Origin of the sequence: Blautia sp. OF03-13, assembly GCF_003460685.1 — a bacterium.
Taxonomy (GTDB): Bacteria; Bacillota; Clostridia; order Lachnospirales; family Lachnospiraceae; genus Fusicatenibacter; species Fusicatenibacter saccharivorans.
In genome coordinates this window covers 42,603-63,184 of sequence record NZ_QTVR01000011.1, presented here as the reverse complement: position 1 = coordinate 63,184, position 20,582 = coordinate 42,603, and the positions used below count along the sequence as shown (strand labels likewise).

Annotated in this window: 15 protein-coding genes, 1 tRNA gene and 4 pseudogenes; 2 read left to right on the top strand and 18 right to left on the bottom strand. The window is 49.9% G+C overall.

All coding sequences use genetic code 11. From position 1 onward, the window contains the following. Positions 1-94: 94 nt before the first annotated feature. The 4 genes and pseudogenes from DXA55_RS10220 to DXA55_RS10205 form a co-directional block, all read right to left on the bottom strand. The gene (locus DXA55_RS10220; RefSeq protein ID WP_117814058.1) at positions 95-2,458 is read right to left on the bottom strand and encodes a DUF2298 domain-containing protein; all 2,364 of its coding nucleotides are present in this window, start codon (positions 2,456-2,458) and stop codon (positions 95-97) included. A gap of 2 nt (positions 2,459-2,460) precedes the next feature. Then, a pseudogene (locus DXA55_RS10215) lies at positions 2,461-4,091 on the bottom strand (ABC-F family ATP-binding cassette domain-containing protein). Between the two features lie 121 nt (positions 4,092-4,212). Beyond that, on the bottom strand, positions 4,213-6,282 hold the full coding sequence (locus tag DXA55_RS10210) for an LTA synthase family protein (RefSeq protein ID WP_117814056.1): 2,070 nt from the start codon (positions 6,280-6,282) through the stop codon (positions 4,213-4,215). Between the two features lie 31 nt (positions 6,283-6,313). Further along, complete coding sequence (locus DXA55_RS10205; protein WP_117814054.1) at positions 6,314-7,087, bottom strand: DUF6062 family protein; 774 nt, start codon at positions 7,085-7,087, stop codon at positions 6,314-6,316. Positions 7,088-7,324: 237 nt separating this feature from the next. Here DXA55_RS10205 and DXA55_RS10200 point away from each other — a divergent pair, with 237 nt between their 5' ends. Next, complete coding sequence (locus tag DXA55_RS10200) at positions 7,325-7,558, top strand: helix-turn-helix domain-containing protein (RefSeq protein WP_117814052.1); 234 nt, start codon at positions 7,325-7,327, stop codon at positions 7,556-7,558. A gap of 88 nt (positions 7,559-7,646) precedes the next feature. Here the strand turns inward: DXA55_RS10200 and metA are convergent. From metA to nrdR, 12 genes and pseudogenes are all read right to left on the bottom strand, one after another. After that, positions 7,647-8,577 (bottom strand): annotated as a pseudogene (gene metA, locus DXA55_RS10195) (homoserine O-acetyltransferase MetA). A 150-nt stretch (positions 8,578-8,727) separates the two neighbouring features. Beyond that, complete coding sequence (gene ligA, locus DXA55_RS10190) at positions 8,728-10,683, bottom strand: NAD-dependent DNA ligase LigA (protein WP_117800830.1); 1,956 nt, start codon at positions 10,681-10,683, stop codon at positions 8,728-8,730. Continuing rightward, a pseudogene (locus DXA55_RS19300) lies at positions 10,680-11,410 on the bottom strand (pseudouridine synthase). The gene ligA and the pseudogene DXA55_RS19300 overlap by 4 nt, the downstream one beginning before the upstream one ends. Before the next feature lie 45 nt (positions 11,411-11,455). Further along, positions 11,456-12,334: a hypothetical protein gene (locus DXA55_RS10180; RefSeq protein WP_117760413.1), complete on the bottom strand. Its 879-nt coding sequence runs from the start codon at positions 12,332-12,334 to the stop codon at positions 11,456-11,458. Positions 12,335-12,478: 144 nt separating this feature from the next. Continuing rightward, positions 12,479-12,551: transfer RNA gene (locus DXA55_RS10175), tRNA-Arg, on the bottom strand. Positions 12,552-12,678: 127 nt separating this feature from the next. Next, positions 12,679-13,590: a DUF5688 family protein gene (locus tag DXA55_RS10170; protein WP_147342012.1), complete on the bottom strand. Its 912-nt coding sequence runs from the start codon at positions 13,588-13,590 to the stop codon at positions 12,679-12,681. A 268-nt stretch (positions 13,591-13,858) separates the two neighbouring features. Further along, complete coding sequence (gene efp / locus DXA55_RS10165; RefSeq protein ID WP_022462517.1) at positions 13,859-14,416, bottom strand: elongation factor P; 558 nt, start codon at positions 14,414-14,416, stop codon at positions 13,859-13,861. 84 nt (positions 14,417-14,500) lie between these two features. Continuing rightward, positions 14,501-15,024 (bottom strand): annotated as a pseudogene (locus DXA55_RS10160) (YqeG family HAD IIIA-type phosphatase). 74 nt (positions 15,025-15,098) lie between these two features. Further along, positions 15,099-15,986 (bottom strand): patatin-like phospholipase family protein, encoded by an 888-nt coding sequence (locus tag DXA55_RS10155; protein ID WP_055218274.1) that lies wholly within the window; start codon positions 15,984-15,986, stop codon positions 15,099-15,101. 104 nt (positions 15,987-16,090) lie between these two features. After that, positions 16,091-17,449 carry a citrate/2-methylcitrate synthase gene (locus DXA55_RS10150; protein WP_055218390.1) on the bottom strand — a complete coding sequence of 453 codons (1,359 nt, stop codon included), beginning with the start codon at positions 17,447-17,449 and terminating at the stop codon, positions 16,091-16,093. Positions 17,450-17,579: 130 nt separating this feature from the next. Next, positions 17,580-18,215 (bottom strand): DUF3786 domain-containing protein, encoded by a 636-nt coding sequence (locus DXA55_RS10145; protein WP_055218276.1) that lies wholly within the window; start codon positions 18,213-18,215, stop codon positions 17,580-17,582. Positions 18,216-18,229: 14 nt separating this feature from the next. Next, the gene (gene nrdR, locus DXA55_RS10140; protein ID WP_022462512.1) at positions 18,230-18,682 is read right to left on the bottom strand and encodes a transcriptional regulator NrdR; all 453 of its coding nucleotides are present in this window, start codon (positions 18,680-18,682) and stop codon (positions 18,230-18,232) included. 142 nt (positions 18,683-18,824) lie between these two features. Here nrdR and DXA55_RS10135 point away from each other — a divergent pair, with 142 nt between their 5' ends. After that, positions 18,825-19,076, top strand: a complete 252-nt coding sequence (locus DXA55_RS10135; RefSeq protein WP_022462511.1) for a YlmC/YmxH family sporulation protein — start codon at positions 18,825-18,827, stop codon at positions 19,074-19,076. Here the strand turns inward: DXA55_RS10135 and DXA55_RS10130 are convergent, their stop codons facing one another. Together DXA55_RS10130 and DXA55_RS10125 are read right to left on the bottom strand one after the other, a co-directional pair. After that, the gene (locus DXA55_RS10130) at positions 19,077-19,382 is read right to left on the bottom strand and encodes an acylphosphatase (protein ID WP_055218278.1); all 306 of its coding nucleotides are present in this window, start codon (positions 19,380-19,382) and stop codon (positions 19,077-19,079) included. A 27-nt stretch (positions 19,383-19,409) separates the two neighbouring features. Further along, entirely contained in the window at positions 19,410-20,576 is a 1,167-nt protein-coding gene (locus tag DXA55_RS10125) for a GNAT family N-acetyltransferase (protein ID WP_055267068.1), read from the bottom strand. Positions 20,577-20,582 lie beyond the last annotated feature (6 nt).

Sequence of the window (20,582 nt, the reverse complement as noted above, 5' to 3'; positions counted from 1 at the left end):
TGCCCTTCGCACTTTCTTCTGCATTCCCTGTATTATATGAAAAACAGGAGAAAAGATGCCGCACCCGGCGGTTCTTTTCTCCTGTTTTTGTTCTTTATGTATCCTGCACCTGAAGAATATACGTACCGGACGCAGTATCCTGGTAAACGATATCTCCGATGGACTGCAGCAGCGATTCGTTCAATGCATCGCCGTATTTCTCCTTTTCTTTACTTCCCACAAAAATGTAGGTCACATGATACTGCTCCAGCAGGCGCAGCACTTCATTCGTATCGGTCGAGGTGTACATCTGTTTCACGTCCTCGGCGCGGACATTTAAGTCTGCGGGATCCCCTCTCCAGAGCCATTCATGGACATACCATCCAAGCACGGTCGGAAGGCCGGTCATTGCGGAAACGCGCTCGTAATCGCTGTAGCTGTCGCCGTTCGCCTCAAGCACAACCGGCTGTCCTTCTATTGTTTCATCCAGCCAGCGGATGGCACCTGCGTCCTCGGAAAAGACATTTTCCAGATACGCTGTCGCATCGAGTCCGCGGTACTCGGACAGATCGAAAACATTTCCGAACCAGGAGTACACGCTCGTTCCAAAATAGCCGAACGTCCATAAAAGCAGTACCAGCCCGATTCCGCCGAACACCTGCAGAATCCGCTCTTTTTTCCAGAGCAGGAACCGCGTGATGATGTAGCTCATGCAGATACCGAACAGGATAAATGCCTGATACGTCAGCTTGAACATCGTGTTGGAGCGCGCATACGATTCTTCGTAGATATCGCGCACATAGACGAGCTCCGGAATGATGATAAGGCCGATGGCACAGAGGCCTAAAATACCGATCACCATATCGCTCACCGCAATCTCTCTCCAGAAATTACAGAAGGCAGAAACTTTTTTTGGCTTTTCCGCCGTTTCTTTTTCGCCCGGCTCCGGTTTTTTCTCTCCCAGAATCAGGGCAACGGCCTGCTCTTCCACCTCTTCCTGCGTCTTTCCATCGGCAAGTACAATCTGTCCCTGCCTCTCCATGCCCGGAAGATGACAGTTTTTCCGCCATGCTAGCAGAACGGCTGCGATAAACAGCACAACGAGCACCGTCGGAAGGCCCCAGAGAATCGCCAGCTGATACAGCATCGAATGGTGCCTGGCAATGCCGACACCGGAAACCATCGTCTCAAACTTCATTGTAAACGGAAGGGCGACAACCGTTCCAATTGCAAAAGCTTCTGCAGCCTGCAGGAGAACCGTTCCGATCGTCTCTTTCGCCCGCGCATGATACCGGTACAGCGCACCGTACAGAGAGAAGCCTGCAATCACGACGAAATAGATAACAAAATCCCAGTAGTTGGACCAGTGGAACACACCGATCAGAAAGCCCGCCGCGATGATCTGCGGCTGAAGCAGAACGTCTTTTAACGACCATTTCCACTCTTTTTCCGGATCACGGCAGGTATTTTTCACATAGGAATATAAAAGGCCCAGCACCAGCAGGACGAACATGACATTCACCACATGGGCATGCAGGTCGCCGAGCACAAAGGAATACGATGGAAACTCATGAATCGTGCGGTCATTTTCCACAAGCGGGTCATACCCGATATAGCGGGTCGAACTCGGGAACCAGTAAGCCGATTCGTTCAGTCCCAGCCACTGGCGGATGCAGCCGTAAATCACATAGTGCATATTTCCGGCAAGGGAAACGGCGCCTCCCGAAAGAAGACCGCCAAGCACCGGTGCAATCTGGCTTTTATTGCCGCCCTCTTTCCGGATGCGGTGGCACGCACGCGACTCTGCCAGATGGTAGGTGATCGAAAACGGCAGAACAAACGCGAACGATGCCACCATCGTACGCATCAGATGGTACGTCTGCTTTACATCCGTGAAGGTAATCTTCGTCAGAAATACGGCATAGAACTGGCCGCCGTAATAGTAGTTAATACCGCTTCCGCTGTACCAGAGATCCTCTGCCGGAACGGCGGTGCTGCGCATCATGGCCTTCATAAAACCATAATCCATGAATTTTTCGGTTCCGTGTGCCTCCGGGTGAAAGCCCGCAAGATAGGTCCAGAGAAGGAAAAAGGCGAAAAACAACACTTCTTCCATCATCAGGAAGTCGATTTCCGGCGCATGGACGCGTACCTTAAAACATCCGAAAATCCAAGAAGCCAGGATCAGTACACCGACTGTGATCAGGCAGACCGGTGCGGTAAACGGAACCAGTCCGAAGCTTCCAAGAGCAAATACAGCAAAACCGGAAACAACGATGCCAAGCACTTTAGAAAACATCCATCCCCGGTCATGAAACCGCGGAAACAGCGCTGCGGCAGCCGGATAAAATCCAATACCGAGCACCAGGGTCATAAGCCACCACTTCAGGAACGAAACGTTGTCCGTTCCAAGAAGCGGCGTTGTGGCCAGCACAAGCAACACCAGCAGAATGCCGGAAACTGTCGTCTTTTTGCTCATCTTTAATTATCTTCCTCTGTCATTGTATAGACATGACGTTTTCTTGCCATCTCATCGCTTGCAAGATACTCGTCGTAGGTGGTCATCTTATCGATCAGCGCGCCGTTCGGAAGGATCTCCATGATACGGTTTGCTGTAGTCTGTACAAACTGATGGTCGTGGCAGGTGAACAGCAGCACGCCCGGGAATTTGATCAGACCGTTGTTCAGTGCAGTGATGGACTCCATATCCAGATGGTTGGTCGGCTCGTCAAGAACGAGAACGTTTGCACCGGAAATCATCATCTTGGAGAGCAGGCAGCGCACTTTCTCTCCTCCGGAAAGGACTCTGACACGTTTCACGCCGTCCTCACCGGCAAAAAGCATTCTTCCGAGGAATCCGCGGACATACGTTACGTCCTTGATCTCGGAATACTGGGTCAGCCAGTCTGCGATCGTCAGGTCGCAGTCGAATTCTGCGGTGTTGTCCTTCGGGAAGTAAGCCTGTGTAGTGGTTACGCCCCATTTGTAGTAACCGGAATCCGGCTCTTCTTCTCCGGTCAGAATCTTGAACAGCATGGTGATCGCCTGCTCGTTGCTTCCGACGAAAGCAACTTTATCTTCTCTTCCGAGGGTGAAGCTTAAGTTATCCAGGATTTTCACGCCGTCTACGGTTTTGGTCAGTCCCTCTACCTGCAGAACGTCGTTTCCGATCTCACGGTTCGGACGGAAATCGATGTAAGGATATTTCCGGCTGGACGGTTTGATATCGTCGAGCTGGATTTTCTCCAGGGCTTTCTTACGGGAAGTAGCCTGTTTACTCTTCGATGCGTTGGCGCTGAATCTAGAGATGAAATCCTGTAACTCTTTGATCTTCTCCTCTTTCTTCTTGTTCGCCTCTTTCATCTGTTTTACCAGCAGCTGGCTGGACTCAAACCAGAAGTCGTAGTTTCCGGCATAGAGCTGGATTTTTCCGTAATCTATATCTGCGATCTGGGTGCAGACTTTATTCAGGAAGTAACGGTCGTGGGATACGACGATAACGGTATTCTCGAAGTTGATCAGGAACTCCTCAAGCCACTCGATCGCATCGAGGTCCAAGTGGTTGGTCGGCTCGTCGAGAAGAAGGATGTCCGGGTTTCCGAACAGGGCTCTTGCAAGAAGAACTTTGACCTTCTGGCTGCCGGTCAGGTCCGCCATCTGTGCGTAGTGCAGTTCCGGCTCAATGCCAAGGCCGTTTAAGAGCTGCTCTGCATCGGTCTCTGCCTCCCAGCCGTTCATCTCTGCAAACTCACCCTCGAGCTCGCTCGCTTTGATACCGTCCTCATCGGTGAGTCTTCTTTTGCGTACAGCGCCTCTTTCTCTTTCATGATCTCATAGAGACGGGCATTTCCCATGATAACGGTGTCGAGTACCGGATAGCTGTCGTATTTGAAGTGGTCCTGCTCGAGGAAGGAAAGACGCTGGCCCGGTGTGATGGTTACGTCTCCGTTTGTCGGTTCAAGCTGGCCGGACAGGATTTTCAGAAAGGTTGATTTTCCCGCTCCGTTGGCACCGATCATGCCGTAGCAGTTTCCCTCGGTGAATTTGATATTGACATCTTCAAACAACGCTTTTTTTCCGACACGAAGTGTCACATTATTTGCTGCAATCATACTTTTTAAAACCTCATTTTCTTATTCTTAATTGTAAACGTGAAGTTACCGCCGGGGTTTCCCGGTCATACGGAGTATAGTCTACCATAGGTTTCCGTTTTCTGGCAAGTAGGGAAAGCCCTTATTCCTCGTCTTTTTCACCGGAAATTGTAAAAAAGCTGTCATCCCGGTCTTTTTTGTCGATCAGTTCATTGTACTGCAGGCATTCATACTGCCGTTCGTACTCGAGATCCTCCTCCGGCGCATCGCTGTCGTTCCAGCGGTACCAGGTTCCGTCACTTGCTAAAAAGCCGAGGTGATTGAGCGCCGGCATCTTCTCGCGCAGGTCAAGCAGATACTCGTTGTACGGCGTCAGTTCCAGGCCGGTAAGGCTTAACGCATAGCTTGAGAGATAGTTTGTGCTGATCCAGACATTGCTCTCGGATTTCATGCTGTAGTTGGTCCAGATGAAGAACGGGGTTCCATAGAACTTCTCCTGATCCTCGACCGAAAGATTCTGATAGGCGTCTCCGGCAATCCATGTTTCAAACGCATCCGGCAGCTTCGGGGAATGATCGCCGAACATAATGATCATCGTCGGCTCGTCCACCTGCTGGAAATACCGGATCAGATAGGAAATTGCCTCATCGGAAAGCTTTAACAGGGAGAAATACTGATCGGCCTCATCACTGTCGTAGCCGTTGCAGTTGATATCCGCCTGGAAATAACGGTTCGTGTAGCCGCTGTGGTTCTGCATCGTCACATCAAAGAGGAAGAACGGGCTGCCCGGCTCCTTGTTCTCGTAGGTTTCCACGATCTTCTCATAGTTCGCCTGATCGCTGATCATGCCGCGGTACCGCTTGGCCGTATCGGAGAACTGATCAATCGAGATGAAATCATCAAAATCAAGGAAACGGTATGCCGTGCTCCGCTTCCAGTTTGTCGCCTTGTTCGGATGCATCGCAATTGCCTGATAACCCTGGTCTTTTAACGTCGTGACAAGGGAATACTGGCTGTGCGTAAAGTAGCTGACGTACGGCACCATGCCCGGGAACCGCTTGCAGGAGTTTCCGGTCAGGAACTCATACTCCGTTTTTGCTGTTCCGCCGCCCTTGGTACACGTCAGCGTGTGCCCTTTGATGATATTTTCGGTCAGCGAATCGAGGAACGGCATGTAGCTCTCGCTCGTCTGCGGATCGCCGACGGAACGGTAGTCAAACCACGACTCGTTCATGATCGCGATGATGTTGACGGGTGTCACGCTATCCGCATTATCTTTTCGAAGATCTTCTGTTTTCGTCTCTTTCTCGCTCGTATCGGCAATCGCTGTCACTTCGTCTTTCGAATAGCCGTCCGGCGGTGTCAGGCGCATGTATTTTGCGACCGCGGTAAAACCGACCGTCGTTCCGTACTGGCGGTATGTCTTCGCCGGATTCCAGAGGTCACTGATGACACCGAACTCGGCGTTCCAGTTCAGATTCATGTACGCCAGGTATGTTCCGAGCATCAGCGCAGCAGCAGCCACGCGGAGCAGAATTTTATTCCTCGTTTTCCGTGCAAAACGGTATTCCCGGCTCTGCAGCCAGAGGCGCACAACGAGCATCATCGTGATAAACGAAGTCACGATTTCACCTGTGATCTCGAATTTGTAGCCGCCGACTACGTCCGCCGCCGTCGCAATGCTGTACAGGTCGATGAGCTGGAACGCTTCTCCGCGGAACAGATAAACATAGTAGAATACCAGACTCATGCAGAAATAAAAGATGTTCATGAAAATCATCGCGCGGCGGATGGAGTTCAGAAAGAGGGAAACGAGAATGGAAAGTACGAAAATGACACCGATATTCAACAACGCATAATACCATTTCATCTCCCGGAACTGGCTGTTTGTGACAAATTCCAGTGTGGCAAACAGATAGGCTGCGTTTGCCAGCATCAGAATCGGCTGTTTCCATCCCACATAGCGCGGTTTTGGTTTCTGGTCCGGCTTTGCAGCAAACCGGCAGAAACTGACGACTGTCGTCAGTATGATACACGCCAGCAGGCACGGGAACAGAAAGTGAATACTCCACTCCCGGTCTGCCGCCGTCGTATCCAGCAGCGGGCGCGCCAGAAACAGCAGCACCGCCAGCACGCCGAAATACAAAACAAGAAACGCGCACCGGGCGCGCTCCTTTTGATTCTCTTTTAATCTCTGATAAAACTTCTGCATCGAAACTTTATGCTCCTTTTATAAACAAGAATTATAATCCTTCCGTAAACGGCTCGTCCGCCGGATAGCCGCCGCCTAATTTTTGCATACAGCGCTGGATGGAATCTTTTGAATTTCCCCAGTCCTTATCCTTGTTGCGGTAATCGAATTTGTCAGTAAACCATGTTACCTCTTCCTGCAGCCGCTGGTAATTTTCTTTCATGATTTTGAACAGAACCGGGTAAAATTCCGCTTTCTGTTTATCATTCAGCTTTTTCTCCGCCGTTTCTACCAGATCCGCAAAATGCGGCAGACAGAAGCCTTTTCCCTCGCGGAACAGTCTTGCAAACTCCTCATCTTTTTTGTAGAGATCAAAGAACGTATCAAGATAGCGGTTATAGTTTGCCTTGAAGTGATCGCAGACGTAGCACGAATGCGTCTTCTCATCAATCCACTGGCCGATCGCAGTCTCACGGCCCTGTTTGTCGAGGGATGTCTTCTGCATCCGCTTGAACACCGAGGATTTTCCCGGTGCAAACAGATCCATCTGTGCGGCAAGCTCCTGGTTCAGTTTTTTCAGATGGGTGGATAAAATCAGACCGCTTCCGAGACGGTTTCCGTAATCGTACATCATTTTATAGTGGTGGCGGCAGAATCCCATCGCGTCTGTTTCCGCACGCACATCATCCTCCATATAGGATGCGCCGGAACCGAGCGCAAACGAAATCGCATGCTGCTCTGCTTCCCGCTCCAGATAGCAGAACGGGCACTCATCTTCCGCCTTGAATGCATCCATCAGCGGAATGGTATGGATCGACTCTTTCATATGCAAAAACCTCCGATTTTATTTGTTGGTGTTTTCTACAGCATACACAAAAACCTCTCATTTGTCAAAAGAACTCTTTTTCCTGTTTTCCTATTATTCTGATGGATAATTTCTATATTTTGCACAATTTACATGTGCATTATAAAAATTTAAAGTTGTTTCTTTTTGGTATTTAATCGTTTAAGATAAATATTATATAAGTCTTTGTATCACTCTGTTCAGAAAGGAGCCATAGCAATGGGAGAACGTCATACGGAGGAGATGCGCCTCCTCGGTCTTACCATCGCTTTTTATCGCAGAGCACGCGGATTAACGCAAAGTGAGCTTGCCGAAGCTGTCCAGATCAGCCGTACACATATTAGCAACATCGAAGCGCCAAACAGTCATACCTCTCTGTCTCTAAACAAGCTGATGGATATTGCGGAAGCACTCGAAATTCCGCTGAAAACATTATTTGATTTCAAACGGTAAGCCCGGAAAGCTTTCCGTTTTTTATAGCAGATTTTTACAGCACCCCCCCGCAGCCGGTGTGCGCCCGGTGCGGGGGGCTTTTTCTCTCTTATTTTCCCGAAAAATCCGGAGTTCCGTCAAGATTATACGGGGTCACCTGGTATACATAGTAGTTCAGCCAGTTCGTGTACAGATTGTTCGCATGTGACCGCCATAAAAGCACTGGTTTTGTATTTGGATCGTCGTTTTTATAATAGTTCTTCGGAATCTCAATCGGGAGTCCTTTGTCTTTATCGCGGTGGTACTCGCCGTCGAGCGTCATACGGTCGTACTCCGGATGACCCATCACAAAAATCTTTCTTCCCTCTTCCGCCATGCCAAGATAGAATCCGGCTTCGTCGGACTCTGCGAGAATCGTGACATCTTTGCAGGCACGGATATCGTCGATCGGTACTTCTGTGTGGCGGGAATGCGGTGCCAAAAACTCGTCATCGAAGCCTCGCACAAGCGGGATCTTGCGGTTGTTGACTTTGTGCCAGAACAGCCCGAATTTCTTCTCCGGAAGCATCCGTTTCTTCAGTCCGTAGAAATGATACAGACTCGCCTGGGCTCCCCAGCAGAGGAACATCGTGGAGGTAACGTGTGTGTTCGTCCAGTCCATGATCTTTGTCAGTTCATCCCAGTAGTCAACTTCTTCAAATTCCATCTGCTCGACCGGTGCACCGTGATGATCATACCGTCGTAATAATTTTTCCGCACATCCTCAAATTTCACATAGAACGTGTTCAGATGGCTGGTCGATGTATTTTTCGCCTCGTGGCTTGCCACCATCAGAAAGGTGACATCAACCTGCAGGGAGGTGTTGGAAAGGGAGCGCAGAAGCTGCAGCTCGGTATCTTCTTTGAGCGGCATCAGATTCAGGATCATAATCTTCAGCGGACGGATGTCTGATGAACCGCTCTTGTCTCGTCCATGACGAATATATTTTCGCTTTCGAGTATTTCTTTTACAGGTAAATCTGCCTGAACTTTAACCGGCATATTCTTTTTCCTCGTTTCTATTCTTCTTGATCTGCCGCGCTTTTCTCTGCGCAGACAGGCGGTTTGCTTTTTCCGGCAGGAATTTCTGCCGTCTGCTTCCGATTATAGCAGATTCCGCGCGGGATGCAAACCGCCTTTGCAGATATTTCGTTATTCTTCTGTCATCTTCAGAAATTCCTCTTCTGAGATCACCGGCACGCCGAGTTCGCGCGCTTTCCGGTTTTTGGAGGAACTGGATGTCGTGTCGTTGTTGATCAGATAGCTCGTCTTTCCCGTTACACTTCCGGTGGCTTTTCCGCCGAGCTCCTCGATTCTTGCCTTTAATGCATTCCGGTTCGGGAAATGTTCCACACTTCCGGTGATGACGAAGGTAAGACCGGCTAATTTCTGTTCTTCCTGGCTTGCCTGCGGCTTCTCAATCGTCAGATACGACAGAAGGCGCTCAAGGCGTTCTTTATTTTCCTCATCCGCAAAGTAATCCACGATGCTTTTTGCAATCACTTCTCCGACACCGTCGATCTGCGCGAAATCCTCCGCCGATGCATTCCGGATCCGGTCGAGATCGAAATCGAAGGCTTTGCAGATCATTCTCGCGTTTGCAAGACCGATATTTAAGATGCCAAGTCCGAAAATCAGACGGGGCAGCGTTGTGTTTTTCGCGCGCTCGATGCTGTCGATCAGATTCTGGTATGATTTTTCACCGAAACCGTCCATCTCCACAATCTCGTCGCGGTAGCGGTCGAGACGGAAAATATCGGCAAACTCACGGATGAAGCCGTGGCCCACGAATTTTTCGAGCGTTGCCTCCGACATGCCGTCGATGTTCATCGCGTCGCGGCTTACAAACAGGGTGAATGCCTTCATGAATTTTGCCGGGCACTCCGGATTCGTACAGTAGAGGGTCTCGACATTGTTCATCATCTGAATCCGGGTGGCACCGCCGCAGGCAGGACACGTTTCCGGAATATCGCGCACACCGCTTCTCGTCAGATTCTCTGAGATCTGTGGAATGATCATGTTTGCTTTGTAGACAAGGATTTTATCACCCACACCGAGATCCAGCGAACGCATGATACTGATGTTGTGGACGCTTGCGCGGGAAACCGAAGTTCCTTCCAGCTCGACCGGCTCAAAAACCGCAACCGGATTGATGAGACCGGTTCTCGACGGGCTCCACTCAATTTCAAGCAGAGTGGTCTCCTTCTGTTCATCCGCCCATTTGAAGGCGAAAGCGTTCCGCGGGAATTTCGCGGTTGTGCCAAGTGATTCTCCGTAGGCGATATCGTCATACAACGCGACAAGGCCATCGGACGGGAAATCGTTTGTCTCGATTTTCGTGGAGAAATATTGCATCGCCTCGTCGAGGTTATCTTTGGTGACAGCCTTGTATTCCACCACCTCGAAGCCCTGCTCTTTCAGCCACTCCATCTGACGGATTCTGGAATTTTCGAAATCCTGTTCCGGAGCGCTCACAAGCGCAAATGCCATAAAATGAACGTGGCGTTTTGCCGTAATCTCATTGTTCAGCTGGCGCACAGAACCGCTGCAGAGGTTCCTCGGATTCTTGTATTTCGCATCGACATCCTCGATCTCCTCGTTGATCTTCTCAAAATCGGAATAGCGGATGATCGCCTCGCCGCGCAGAACCAGCTCTCCCTGGTACGGGATTTTTAAGGGAATATTTTCAAACACTTTTGCATTGTTCGTGACAACCTCTCCGATCACGCCGTTTCCACGGGTGACGGCCTTTGCGAGGGTACCGCCGCGGTACGTCAGAACGACGGTCAGACCGTCCATCTTCCAGGATAGCAGCGTTTTGTGATCCCCGATGAAGCTGCGGAGCACTTCCACATCTTTCGTTTTATCAAGGGAAAGCATCGGCGACTCGTGCGCTTCTTTCGGCAGTTCGTCCATCGCCTCGTAGCCGACTTTTGTGGTCGGGCTTCCGGCGAGTGTTACGCCTGTTTTTTCCTCTAATACCTGCAGTTCGTCATACAGCGTGTCGTACTCCAGGTTGCTCATGATCTCCCGGTCTTCCTGGTAATAGGCTTTTGCCGCTTCGTTCAGCTTTTTGACCAGTTCCTTCATCCGTTCTGTCTCGTTCATCGCTTTTCCTCCCCGATCTGCTTTTTCAGTTCTGCTAATTCTTTTTCCGTTAAAGGGCGGTACTCCCCTGTTTTCAGGTCTTTCAAGTGAATATTCATGATCCGCACACGTTTCAGCTTTGTGACACGATATCCTAATGCTTCGCACATCCGCCGGATCTGACGGTTCAGCCCTTGCGTCAGAATAATCGTAAAGCTGCGCTCTCCCGTTTTCCGGATCCGGCACGGGCGCGTCACGGTATCGAGAATCGGCACGCCGGATGCCATTTTTTTCAGAAATTCCGGTGTAATCTCTTTGTTTACCTCGACCTGGTATTCTTTTTCATGGCGGTTTCTGGCACGCATGATACCATTTACGATCGCACCGTCGTTCGTCATCAGAAGGAGGCCTCGGAATCTTTATCGAGTCTTCCCACCGGGTAAATCCGCACCGGGTAGGACAGATAATCGATGACGTTGTTTTTCTCCCGTTTTTCCGCAGTACAGACGATGCCGCGCGGTTTGTTGAAGGCGAGATAGACTTTTTTCTCCTCCGGGACAACGGTTTTGCCTTTCACGACAACAACGTCGCCAGACTCCACCTGCATGCCGGTTTCCGCGCGTTTTCCGTTTATAGTAATCTCGCCCGCTTCTGTCAGACGGTCCGCCTCCCGCCGCGAGCAGACGCCCGCATCACTTAAGTATTTGTTTAAGCGCATGGTTTTATCCTTCCAAAAAAGCAGTTTCATAAAAACCAGAAACTGCTTTTTTTGTTTTGTATTATTCTATTGTTCCTACTGAATGCTCTCTACATATGCTCTCAGGGAAGCATCTGCATCGAGTGCATTCTGATAATCGTTCTGAACCTGTTCGATCAGATTTTTGACTTCTTCGTTTTCGAGCGCCGCTTTCATAGCCTCGGTTACGGCCGCATCGCTGTCGGTATCATCCATGATTTTCAGGCTGCCGTCTTCTTTCGTGTAGAGATAATACTCCGAAAGCATCGGCAGGGTCTGGTTGATTCCCAGATATTTGCATCTGCTGCTGACAAACGTGATGTACGTTCCGTCGCTTGGACCGCTGATCGTGTAAGCCTTTACATCTCCGTATGACTCCACGTCGCTTTCTGCCTCAATCTGCGCCTGCTCCTCCGCGGTCAGATTATCTGTTACTGCAAAAAGACCGTTGATATCCCTTGCACCGAGCGCGGTGTAATACTGCTCCAGCACGGTGCTTACTTCCGGGACATTGTCCGCGGCAAAGGAGACAGCCGTATTATCGGTATTCTCTGTATTACCGGTATCGTCTGCCGCTTCCGGCTCACTTGTCGGCTCAGCCTCTGCATCCGGCGCGCTGGCGGTATCGGTACTGGAAGCATCTGCACTGGAATCATTCGCGGAATCCGAAACGTCCGATGAAATGCCTGTGCTGTCCTCAGAATCTGCTTTGCTGTCTGCTTTTACCTGTGTCTTTTTATCCGGCACATTGTTTCCGGTGCTGCTGCTTGTTACGGTTCCGCCGCTCGATTTTCCATCGTTTTTTGGTGATACCAGATGAACGATGAGAAGAACCGCTGCCACAATCAGGAGAATTGCTCCGATCAGAAGCATGTAGCGCAGATTATCGGAAATCCATTCCCGGATTTTATCTTTTGTTGTCATTGGTTTTGCCATATTTTTCCTCCTTCATCAAAACTGATCCGCCGGATCAGTTATTGATATGCTCAGTAAACAAAAAAACCTCTACTTCACACCGAAGCAGGGGCTTTCCTTGTCCTGCGCCGGTCCTGCCCGCCGCAGCATGCCATGTAGCAAAAACGCGTCTGGAGGGATTCGAACCCCCGACACACGGTACCGGAAACCGTTGCTCTATCCCCTGAGCTACAGACGCTGATGTGATCTGTTTTCTCAACCACACTATGATAGTTTACCACAGACTCCTGCAATTGTAAAGTATTTTTCCCACCCAGCCGCCCATTTTTTTCTTAAATTATTCGCAGACTATTCTGCCACACAGCTTACGTTTCTTCCTCACACAGCGTCAGTTCCCCGCTTTCCCGGTGGTAATAATAAACGTGATCCGACAGAATCTCCTGCGGCTTGACCGTCTTTTCATTCACGTCCCGTACCATGTCGGAAAGACACTCCTCCGGGAACACATCATAATCCGGAATCACCATGCACTCGTGGATACTGCTCGGAATCACATAAAGACTTGCCTCAAAGCGCTGCGAAAGACTCTCCAGCACGCCGGGATAGCACATGCAGATTGCACCCAGCTTTCCTCTGCGGTTGCTGACCAGGTAAAACTGTTCCGCCAGCGGACCAAGCTCGAACCGGGGAAACGTTACTCCGTACTCCTCTTTCAAATACACCATAAGGCTGTCTGTGCGCACCGGCAGATCCCGCAGGGTGTTCTCCCAGGCACGGGCATCCAGCTCCTCCGCCGAAATTCCCCACAGCTCCCGGTGCGTCTCGTGGATCAGAATTGTCGCATCCGGCACGCGGTTTCCCCGCATCTGGTAATAGTACACGACCGCGAGATCGAGAAATTTTCTGTGCGGAACTTCGGAGAGCAGCGTACGGTTTTTCTCCGCATGAATGAGCTCGCAGTAGATCTGCGGCGCAGCATTTTTCCAGTTGGTAAAAAAGGCAGCTTTCTCCGGTCTTCTCGCCTCCGCTTCCACTTTCCGGTACTGCTCCAGTACCTTTTCTGCAATCTGAGAAAGCGGCACGCCCTGCAGACAGCATTCATACAGAAGCTCCACGTAGATCGTCGGTGCAATCCAGTCCTTCTTTCTGCTGATGACAAACGCCTCTTTTTCGATACCGTTCAGCTTCTGCACCGATTCTACCTTCACCTCAAAATCATCGCCGGCTTTTCTTTTCAGCAGCGCGGCAAGCTGCTCTTTGAACATCTGATAGTCCATTTTTTCCCACCTTTCCTGTTTGATTGCTTTTTGTATTTTTGCTTTACGGAACAAAAAAGCTCCGGAAAACACAACTTAAAAACCTCTGTACAGATCTGTATATGCCAGAGATTCGTTGGTTCGCGGAACTTCGAACGATGAGAAAAACGGGCCCGGGCTGCTTCCGACAGCCTTTATCAGCCATTTTTCAGACGAATATTCTATTTATTTAGAAAACCGTGTCCGCCACAAAGAAAGTTGTGACGGACAACGGCGGGAACAGTCTTACTTATACACGGGACAGATATTCACCTGTTCTGGTATCAATTTTGATTTTGTCTCCCTGGTTTACGAACAGCGGAACGCTTACGGTAGCACCAGTCTCAACGGTAGCCGGTTTGGAAGCACCCTGTGCGGTATCTCCCTTGAAACCTGGCTCAGTCTCGGTGATCTCAAGTTCTACAAACAGAGGCGGTTCGATTGCGAATACATTTCCGTTGTAGGAACATACTTTAACCATTTCGTTTTCTTTTACAAATTTCAGAGCATCTCCGATGGTCTCTTCGTTCAGAGCGATCTGCTCATAGTTTTCTACGTTCATGAAGTAGAATAAATCACCATCGCTGTACAGATACTGCATGTCTACACGCTCGATACGAGCCTGCGGGAATTTCTCAGTCGGACGGAAGGTACGCTCTACCACACCACCGTTGATGACATTTTTTAATTTTGTTCTTACGAATGCAGCTCCTTTACCAGGTTTTACATGCTGAAATTCAAGAATCTGAACGACCTGACCATCGATCTCGAGGGTAACGCCGTTTCTAAAATCTCCTGCTGAAATCATTCTGATTTTTCCTCCTTAACATAGTACGATGCGCCAAATGCGCACCATAGGCTTATCTTATAATATAATATTTTTCCCGATTTTTCAACTGTTTTTTTTCGTAATCCTGCCGCGGGCCAGATCACGCTCATAAAAGAACAGTACAATGTGCTCCAGATACCGTTTCAGAACGATCTGAATTTCCTCTTTCGGATTGATCGGCTCGGTCAGAATATTGTAAAGTCCGGTCCGTTTTGCACCGTACACATCGGTGAAAAGCTGATCCCCGACAAAGACCGCCTGCTCCTCTTTGATCCCCATTCTCCGGCATGCTCCTGGTAGTTTTTCACCGAAGGCTTGTGCGCATTTTCGATATAGATAGAACCGACCGCATCGGCAAACGGAGCCACACGCGGTTTCTGATTGTTGGAAAGCAGACAGGTGGAAAAACCAGTCTCCCGAAGAGACGCAAAGAACGCAGCCGCCTCCTTCGTTGCCGGCGCACCGTGCGGAACAAGCGTATTATCGATATCAAAAATCACGCCCCGGTATCCTTTCCGGTACAGATCCGCGTAATCGATCGTATAGGCACTTTTTTCTCTCCGGTCCGGGTAAAACATCCGCATCAGTATAGTTCCCCGGTTCTTCTGGTTTTTTCCACTCATCTTCTTTCTCCAATCCTCTTTTCGTTTATACAGTAACTTTATTCTTCTTTCAGAAACTCCTGCAGAGCCTCAAAATTTGCTTTCATCTGGTCATAGCCGTGCTGGTAAAATTCCCGCAGCTTCTCCTCGTCCTTTTCGAGACGCGATACCGCCGGTATCTCCGGGCGGATCACAAAGACGGAGCCTTCTTCTTCCCATTTTTCGATGCATTCGAGCACCTGGTTATAATGTTTCGCGCGGTTTACAAGCGCACGCACGAGATTCGGGTATTTGCGGAATGCCGCCACATACAGCTCCCAGCCTCTCGTTCCCTCTTTTTTTCGGTAACCGAAATTCCGTGTCAGAATAATGACATTTTTTCGGTGTCCCGTCTTTAAGGAACGGATAATCGGGATCGAATCGGCAACACCGCCGTCGACGTACTCGTTTCCGTCGATCTCCACCATCGGGCAGGCGATCGGCATGCTCGATGATGCACGGCCAATTGCAAGCAGACGTTCTTTATTTTCGCGGTCATCCAGATATTCCGCGCGTCCCGTCTCACAGTTTGTCACAACCAGCTCACACGTCTGCGGCGATGCAAAATACGTATCAAAATCAAATGGAAAAATCTCATACGGATACCGTTCGAACACCATATCCATGTCGAGCAGTGCTTTTTTCTCAACGATTGTCTTGATATTCTTATTGACGTAGCGGTTTTTCTCATCCGTGACAATCATACAGTCCCTCGTTCTGCCAATCTGGCGCGATACATAGTCCAGCGCATTGCAGGCTCCGGCGGAAACGCCAATCACATGAGGGATATAATACTCCTGCTCCATCAGAAAGTCCAGCGCTCCTGCTGTAAAGACGCCGCGATTGGCCCCTCCTTCCAGTATGACTGCTCCGGATTTTGTTATGCTGTAATTTTTTGTCTCATTCATTCTCCTGCACTCTCCTATTTTTCACAATGACACATTACTTCCTGCACAGAGCAATGCCGGAGCAGATCGGAAAATCCCGACACGCTCCGGCCCTTCTGCCTGTTTTATCTGTTTTCCAGCGGAACATAGTCCACTTCATCTTTGACACTCTTGTACGCCGGGCGGATGATCTTGTCGGTGTTGATCAGTTCCTCCATCCGGTGTGCACTCCAGCCGACGATACGCGCGCAGGCGAACATCGGGGTGTAGAGCTCCAGCGGAAGATCCAGCATGCTGTAAACGAAGCCGCTGTAGAAGTCGACGTTTGCGGATACACCTTTGTAAATATGGCGCTCCTCGCCGATGATCTTCGGAGCCAGTTCCTCGACCATAGCGTACAGCCGGTAATCTTTCTCTCTGTGTTTTTCTTTTGCCAGCTGCTCAACGAAGCTCTTAAAGATGCGCGCACGCGGGTCGGAAATGGAGTAAACCGCATGGCCCATACCGTAAATCAGACCTTTCTGGTCGAACGCCTCTTTGTGCAGCAGCTTTCTTAAGTAATTCGATACTTCTTCCTCATCCGTCCAGTCTTTGACGTGTGACTTCATATCGTCGAACATCCGCACAACCTTGATGTTTGCACCGCCGTGCTTCGGTCCCTTTAAGGAGCCGAGCGCCGCTGCAATTGCGGAGTACGTATCGGTTCCGGAAGAAGAAACAACATGTGTTGTAAAGGTCGAGTTGTTACCGCCGCCGTGCTCCATGTGGAGAACGAGGGCAAGATCGAGGATCTTCGCCTCCAGCGGAGTGTACTTCTGATCCGGTCGGAGCATCAGAAGAATATTTTCTGCAGTCGAAAGCTTCTTCGACGGGTTGTGGATATATAAACTTTTTCCCTTGATATAATGGTTGTACGCCTGATAGCCATAGACGGACAGCATCGGGAAAACAGAAATCAGGTTAATGCACTGGCGAAGCACATTCGGAAGGGAGGTATCATCTGCGTGGTTGTCGTACGCGTACAGGGTCAGAACGCTTCGGGACAGAGTGTTCATCATGTCCTTGGTCGGCGCTTTCATAACAACGTCACGCACAAAGTTCTTCGGCAGGGACTGCTGCTGTTTTAAGATTGTCTTAAAATGATTGAGCTGCTCTTCATTCGGCAGATTTCCAAATAAGAGCAGATACGCAACTTCTTCGAATCCCATACGGTTTTCACTTAAAAAGCCCTGGGTCAGTTTTTCCACGTTGATGCCGCGGTAGTACAGACGTCCGTCACACGGCGTTTTGACGCCGTCAATGATATCCGAAGACACAACGTTTGAAATCTGTGTCAGTCCCGCAAGGACGCCAACGCCGTTGATATCGCGCAGTCCGCGTTTTACATCGTATTGCCCATACAGCGAAACATCCATTTTGGAGTTATCCAGACAGATGTTTGTCAGTTCCTCTATTTCCGGTGTTACTTTCATGCTAAAAGCCATATGCATTCCCCTTTCTCTTCTCTCTTTTTACTTACTTTCACTCATTATAGCATTAAACCAGGGGATTCGTATACTGAAATTTTTATAAACATTCGGAAAATTTTCGTAAGATTTTGTCTCACAAAAGGTATCAGGCTTCTGTTTTACATGCATCGAAGGCTTGATCCAGTGCGTCCAGGAAGTCTCCCATCACGTAATACAGCGTCTCAAACCGCAGATAATCGAGGACGTTTTCATCCCACATAAACTTCAGCACCGGCGGGAATTCCTCATCGGACTCCCAGAACTGGAAGACGAGCGGCAGAAACGGAAAGACATGAAAAACAAAAGCAGCGTCTCCCGGGGAATATGGTTTTCCGCTAAGGGAAACGCATGCTTTTTTCAGCTGTTCCACATGCCCGTCATACCGTGCGGCGCGGCTGTCGTGAACGCCGGACGCAATCGTGCGGCCTTTGATCGTTCCCTTTAAGGAATTGGTGCGCGCATACGTGCCGGCGAGCACAATCTCCTTCTTTCCGCAGCAGAGCAGGTCGAAAATCGTCAGTGTCTCATTGAAACTGCCCTGGTGCACATGAAGAAAATGGTCTTTTGAGCCCTCTACAACGCCGGTATGGCGGTTCACTCTCCACTCCTCAAAAAGGTACGGCACATAGAAATAATCGTCATCAAAGGCAAAGCCATACTTCCCTTCGATCTCCTTCTGATCGTACGTCAGAAAGCGCTCCTGCATCTGATCGCGCATTTTAATATAGTTCGACACTTCCATTTTTTTGCCTCCCGCTATTTGTCGAGCATCTTTTTCAGCTCGTCCATGAACGTGTTGACATCCTTGAACTCGCGGTAAATCGACGCAAAACGGACGTACGCCACCTGATCCAGGTCTTTTAAGTAATGCATGACCTTCTCTCCGATCACAGAGCTTGGAATCTCGCGTTCCTCGCCGTTGAAAAGCTCCGTCTCCACCTTGTTGACCATCTCGTTGATCTTCTCGGCGGACACCGGCCGTTTGTGGCAGGCGCGCAGGATGCCGGTCTCGATTTTCGAGCGGTCATACTGCTCGCGGTTCATATCTTTTTTGATGACGATCAAAGGGATCGTCTCCACTTTTTCGTATGTCGTAAAGCGTCTGCCGCAGACATCGCACATCCGGCGGCGGCGGATCGCATTGCTGTCTTCAATCGGGCGTGAATCCACAACCCGGGTATTATCCTGATTACAAAATGGACATCTCATATCTTTCGTCCTCGTTTCTAAATAAGTATTTCGGAAAGTTTTCTACTTTTACAGTATACGCATTTTTCCGTGAAATTCAAGTCAACTGCAGCAACATTTTCGCATATGTTTTTCCATAGGAATCTGTAAAAAGGAGCACCGCATGCGCGTTGTAGATCTCCGCCAGAAAGAAGTTATCAATATCTGTACCTGCAAAACGCTCGGCTGTCCGATTGATGTGGAATTCAATCCAAAAACGGGACATCTTACCGGACTCGTTCTTCCGGGTCCTGTGAAATTCTGCGGCTTTTTCTGCCACGGCGAGGATTTTGTGATCCCATGGGACCGCATCTGCCAGATCGGCAACGATATCATTCTTGTCGAAATTCCGGAAAAAGAGAAAAAGCAGCCCTGATCAACGGATATGAAAACCGAATTCCGATTCCAGCGGAATCTTCGTCCATTTTGCATCCGTGATTTCGATGTAGCTGGAGGTGCGGATCCTTTTGATCATCTCCGTGATCGTCTCCTCATCACCCTGCACCTCCATCTCCACCGTCTCATCCCAGCAGTTTCTCACCCAGCCGGTCAGTCCGAGCTGGTAGGCAGCATAATACGCCCGGTAACGGAACCCCACGCCCTGCACCTGGCCGTAGAAAATCACATGGTACCGGATTTCTTCTTTTTCGTCTCTTCTGTCTCGTTTCTCTGTCTCGTTCATATTTCTCTGCCTCCCAACAGTCATTGCCTAAAATTCGTCTGCCGTCGCACAGTACAGCGGAAGCGGGAACCAGTCGGATGGAATGTTCTTCCAGATTTCAGATGGAACCTTGCTTCCCTTACTTGCCAGCGGTGAAAGAAGCAGTTCCTGCGCCTGCTCCCGGTTGAGTACATCTGCCCCCGGATGGGCTTCCCGTGTCACGGTCACAGTTCCATCTTTTACCGTCACGGTCAGCGGCTGTCCCTCCAGTACGGCGAACCACGTTCCATCACTGATGCCCATCGTCTCTGCTTTCATGGTCAGCATTGCCTCGATGACGTCTGCAAATTGGAAAATACGGTACATCGCGGAACCGCAGCGCTCTTTTGTGAAGCTTTCGCAGACTTCCGATAACGCTGCTGCTTTTCCGGTCTCATACACCGGAATGGAAATGAAAAGAGAGTCAAGCGCATTTTCTTTTAAATAAGCGGCAAGTGCAGGAACGAAATCCTGTTCCTCCAGCACTTCTGCTTCCACAACCTGGTTTCCGCCGCAAAGTGCCAGATATCCGATCCGCTCACCGTTTTTCCAGATTGCAATTGCCTGCTCGCCGAACGTTTTCAGGCAGGCTTTCACATCCTCTCTTACCACGTAAAGCGGTTTTTCCTCATTCAGCTTCTTTGCAAAGGCTGCCGCCTCTTCGTCCGCTTCGCCGTTTTCCGGAAACAGCGGCGCAAAGGTGTAAGCGGAGAGTTCCCCGTTTTTCCAGGTATGGCGCACATTTGCCACATCCAGGTAAAACGTGTATTTTTCACTTCCCGGCGTAAAGCCAAAGTAGGCATACCGCTGTCTCTGACCGTCCAGTGCCAGAAGATCACACGTTCCTTCCAGATCCGTAATCCAGTCGCCAAGAAGACGCTTCATGTGGCCTTCGCCCCTTGCCTTTGGATGCACGGAAACGCTTCCTACATATCCTGCGCGGAGCAGCTTACCCCCTGCTGCCATTTGCTGCGGAAGCACCGCAATCTCGGCCCGGAGTCTGCCGTTTTCCGCAACAGCGACGCGGTGGATCCGTGCCATTTCCGGTCCTGCCTGATAAACCCTTGGGATTAACTGCTCAAAGTCGTGCGGACGGTGTGCCATGCTGAACACGTAGTTTGCAAGTTCGATGCAGTCCTCCCACTCTTCCGGCTTTGCAAGTCTGTACTCTGTCATAATGTA

Bases quoted from the DNA above. Each gene is read 5' to 3' on its own strand.
- DXA55_RS10200 (WP_117814052.1), top strand. From the start codon at position 7,325: ATGGGAGAACGTCATACGGAGGAGATGCGCCTCCTCGGTCTTACCATC.
- DXA55_RS10170 (WP_147342012.1), bottom strand. From the start codon at position 13,590: ATGGACTATCAGATGTTCAAAGAGCAGCTTGCCGCGCTGCTGAAAAGA.
- DXA55_RS10155 (WP_055218274.1), bottom strand. From the start codon at position 15,986: ATGAATGAGACAAAAAATTACAGCATAACAAAATCCGGAGCAGTCATA.
- DXA55_RS10150 (WP_055218390.1), bottom strand. From the start codon at position 17,449: ATGGCTTTTAGCATGAAAGTAACACCGGAAATAGAGGAACTGACAAAC.
- DXA55_RS10210 (WP_117814056.1), bottom strand. From the start codon at position 6,282: ATGCAGAAGTTTTATCAGAGATTAAAAGAGAATCAAAAGGAGCGCGCC.
- ligA (WP_117800830.1), bottom strand. From the start codon at position 10,683: ATGAACGAGACAGAACGGATGAAGGAACTGGTCAAAAAGCTGAACGAA.
- efp (WP_022462517.1), bottom strand. From the start codon at position 14,416: ATGATTTCAGCAGGAGATTTTAGAAACGGCGTTACCCTCGAGATCGAT.
- DXA55_RS10135 (WP_022462511.1), top strand. From the start codon at position 18,825: ATGCGCGTTGTAGATCTCCGCCAGAAAGAAGTTATCAATATCTGTACC.
- DXA55_RS10145 (WP_055218276.1), bottom strand. From the start codon at position 18,215: ATGGAAGTGTCGAACTATATTAAAATGCGCGATCAGATGCAGGAGCGC.
- DXA55_RS10220 (WP_117814058.1), bottom strand. From the start codon at position 2,458: ATGAGCAAAAAGACGACAGTTTCCGGCATTCTGCTGGTGTTGCTTGTG.
- DXA55_RS10130 (WP_055218278.1), bottom strand. From the start codon at position 19,382: ATGAACGAGACAGAGAAACGAGACAGAAGAGACGAAAAAGAAGAAATC.
- nrdR (WP_022462512.1), bottom strand. From the start codon at position 18,682: ATGAGATGTCCATTTTGTAATCAGGATAATACCCGGGTTGTGGATTCA.
- DXA55_RS10205 (WP_117814054.1), bottom strand. From the start codon at position 7,087: ATGAAAGAGTCGATCCATACCATTCCGCTGATGGATGCATTCAAGGCG.
- DXA55_RS10180 (WP_117760413.1), bottom strand. From the start codon at position 12,334: ATGGCAAAACCAATGACAACAAAAGATAAAATCCGGGAATGGATTTCC.
- DXA55_RS10125 (WP_055267068.1), bottom strand. From the start codon at position 20,576: ATGACAGAGTACAGACTTGCAAAGCCGGAAGAGTGGGAGGACTGCATC.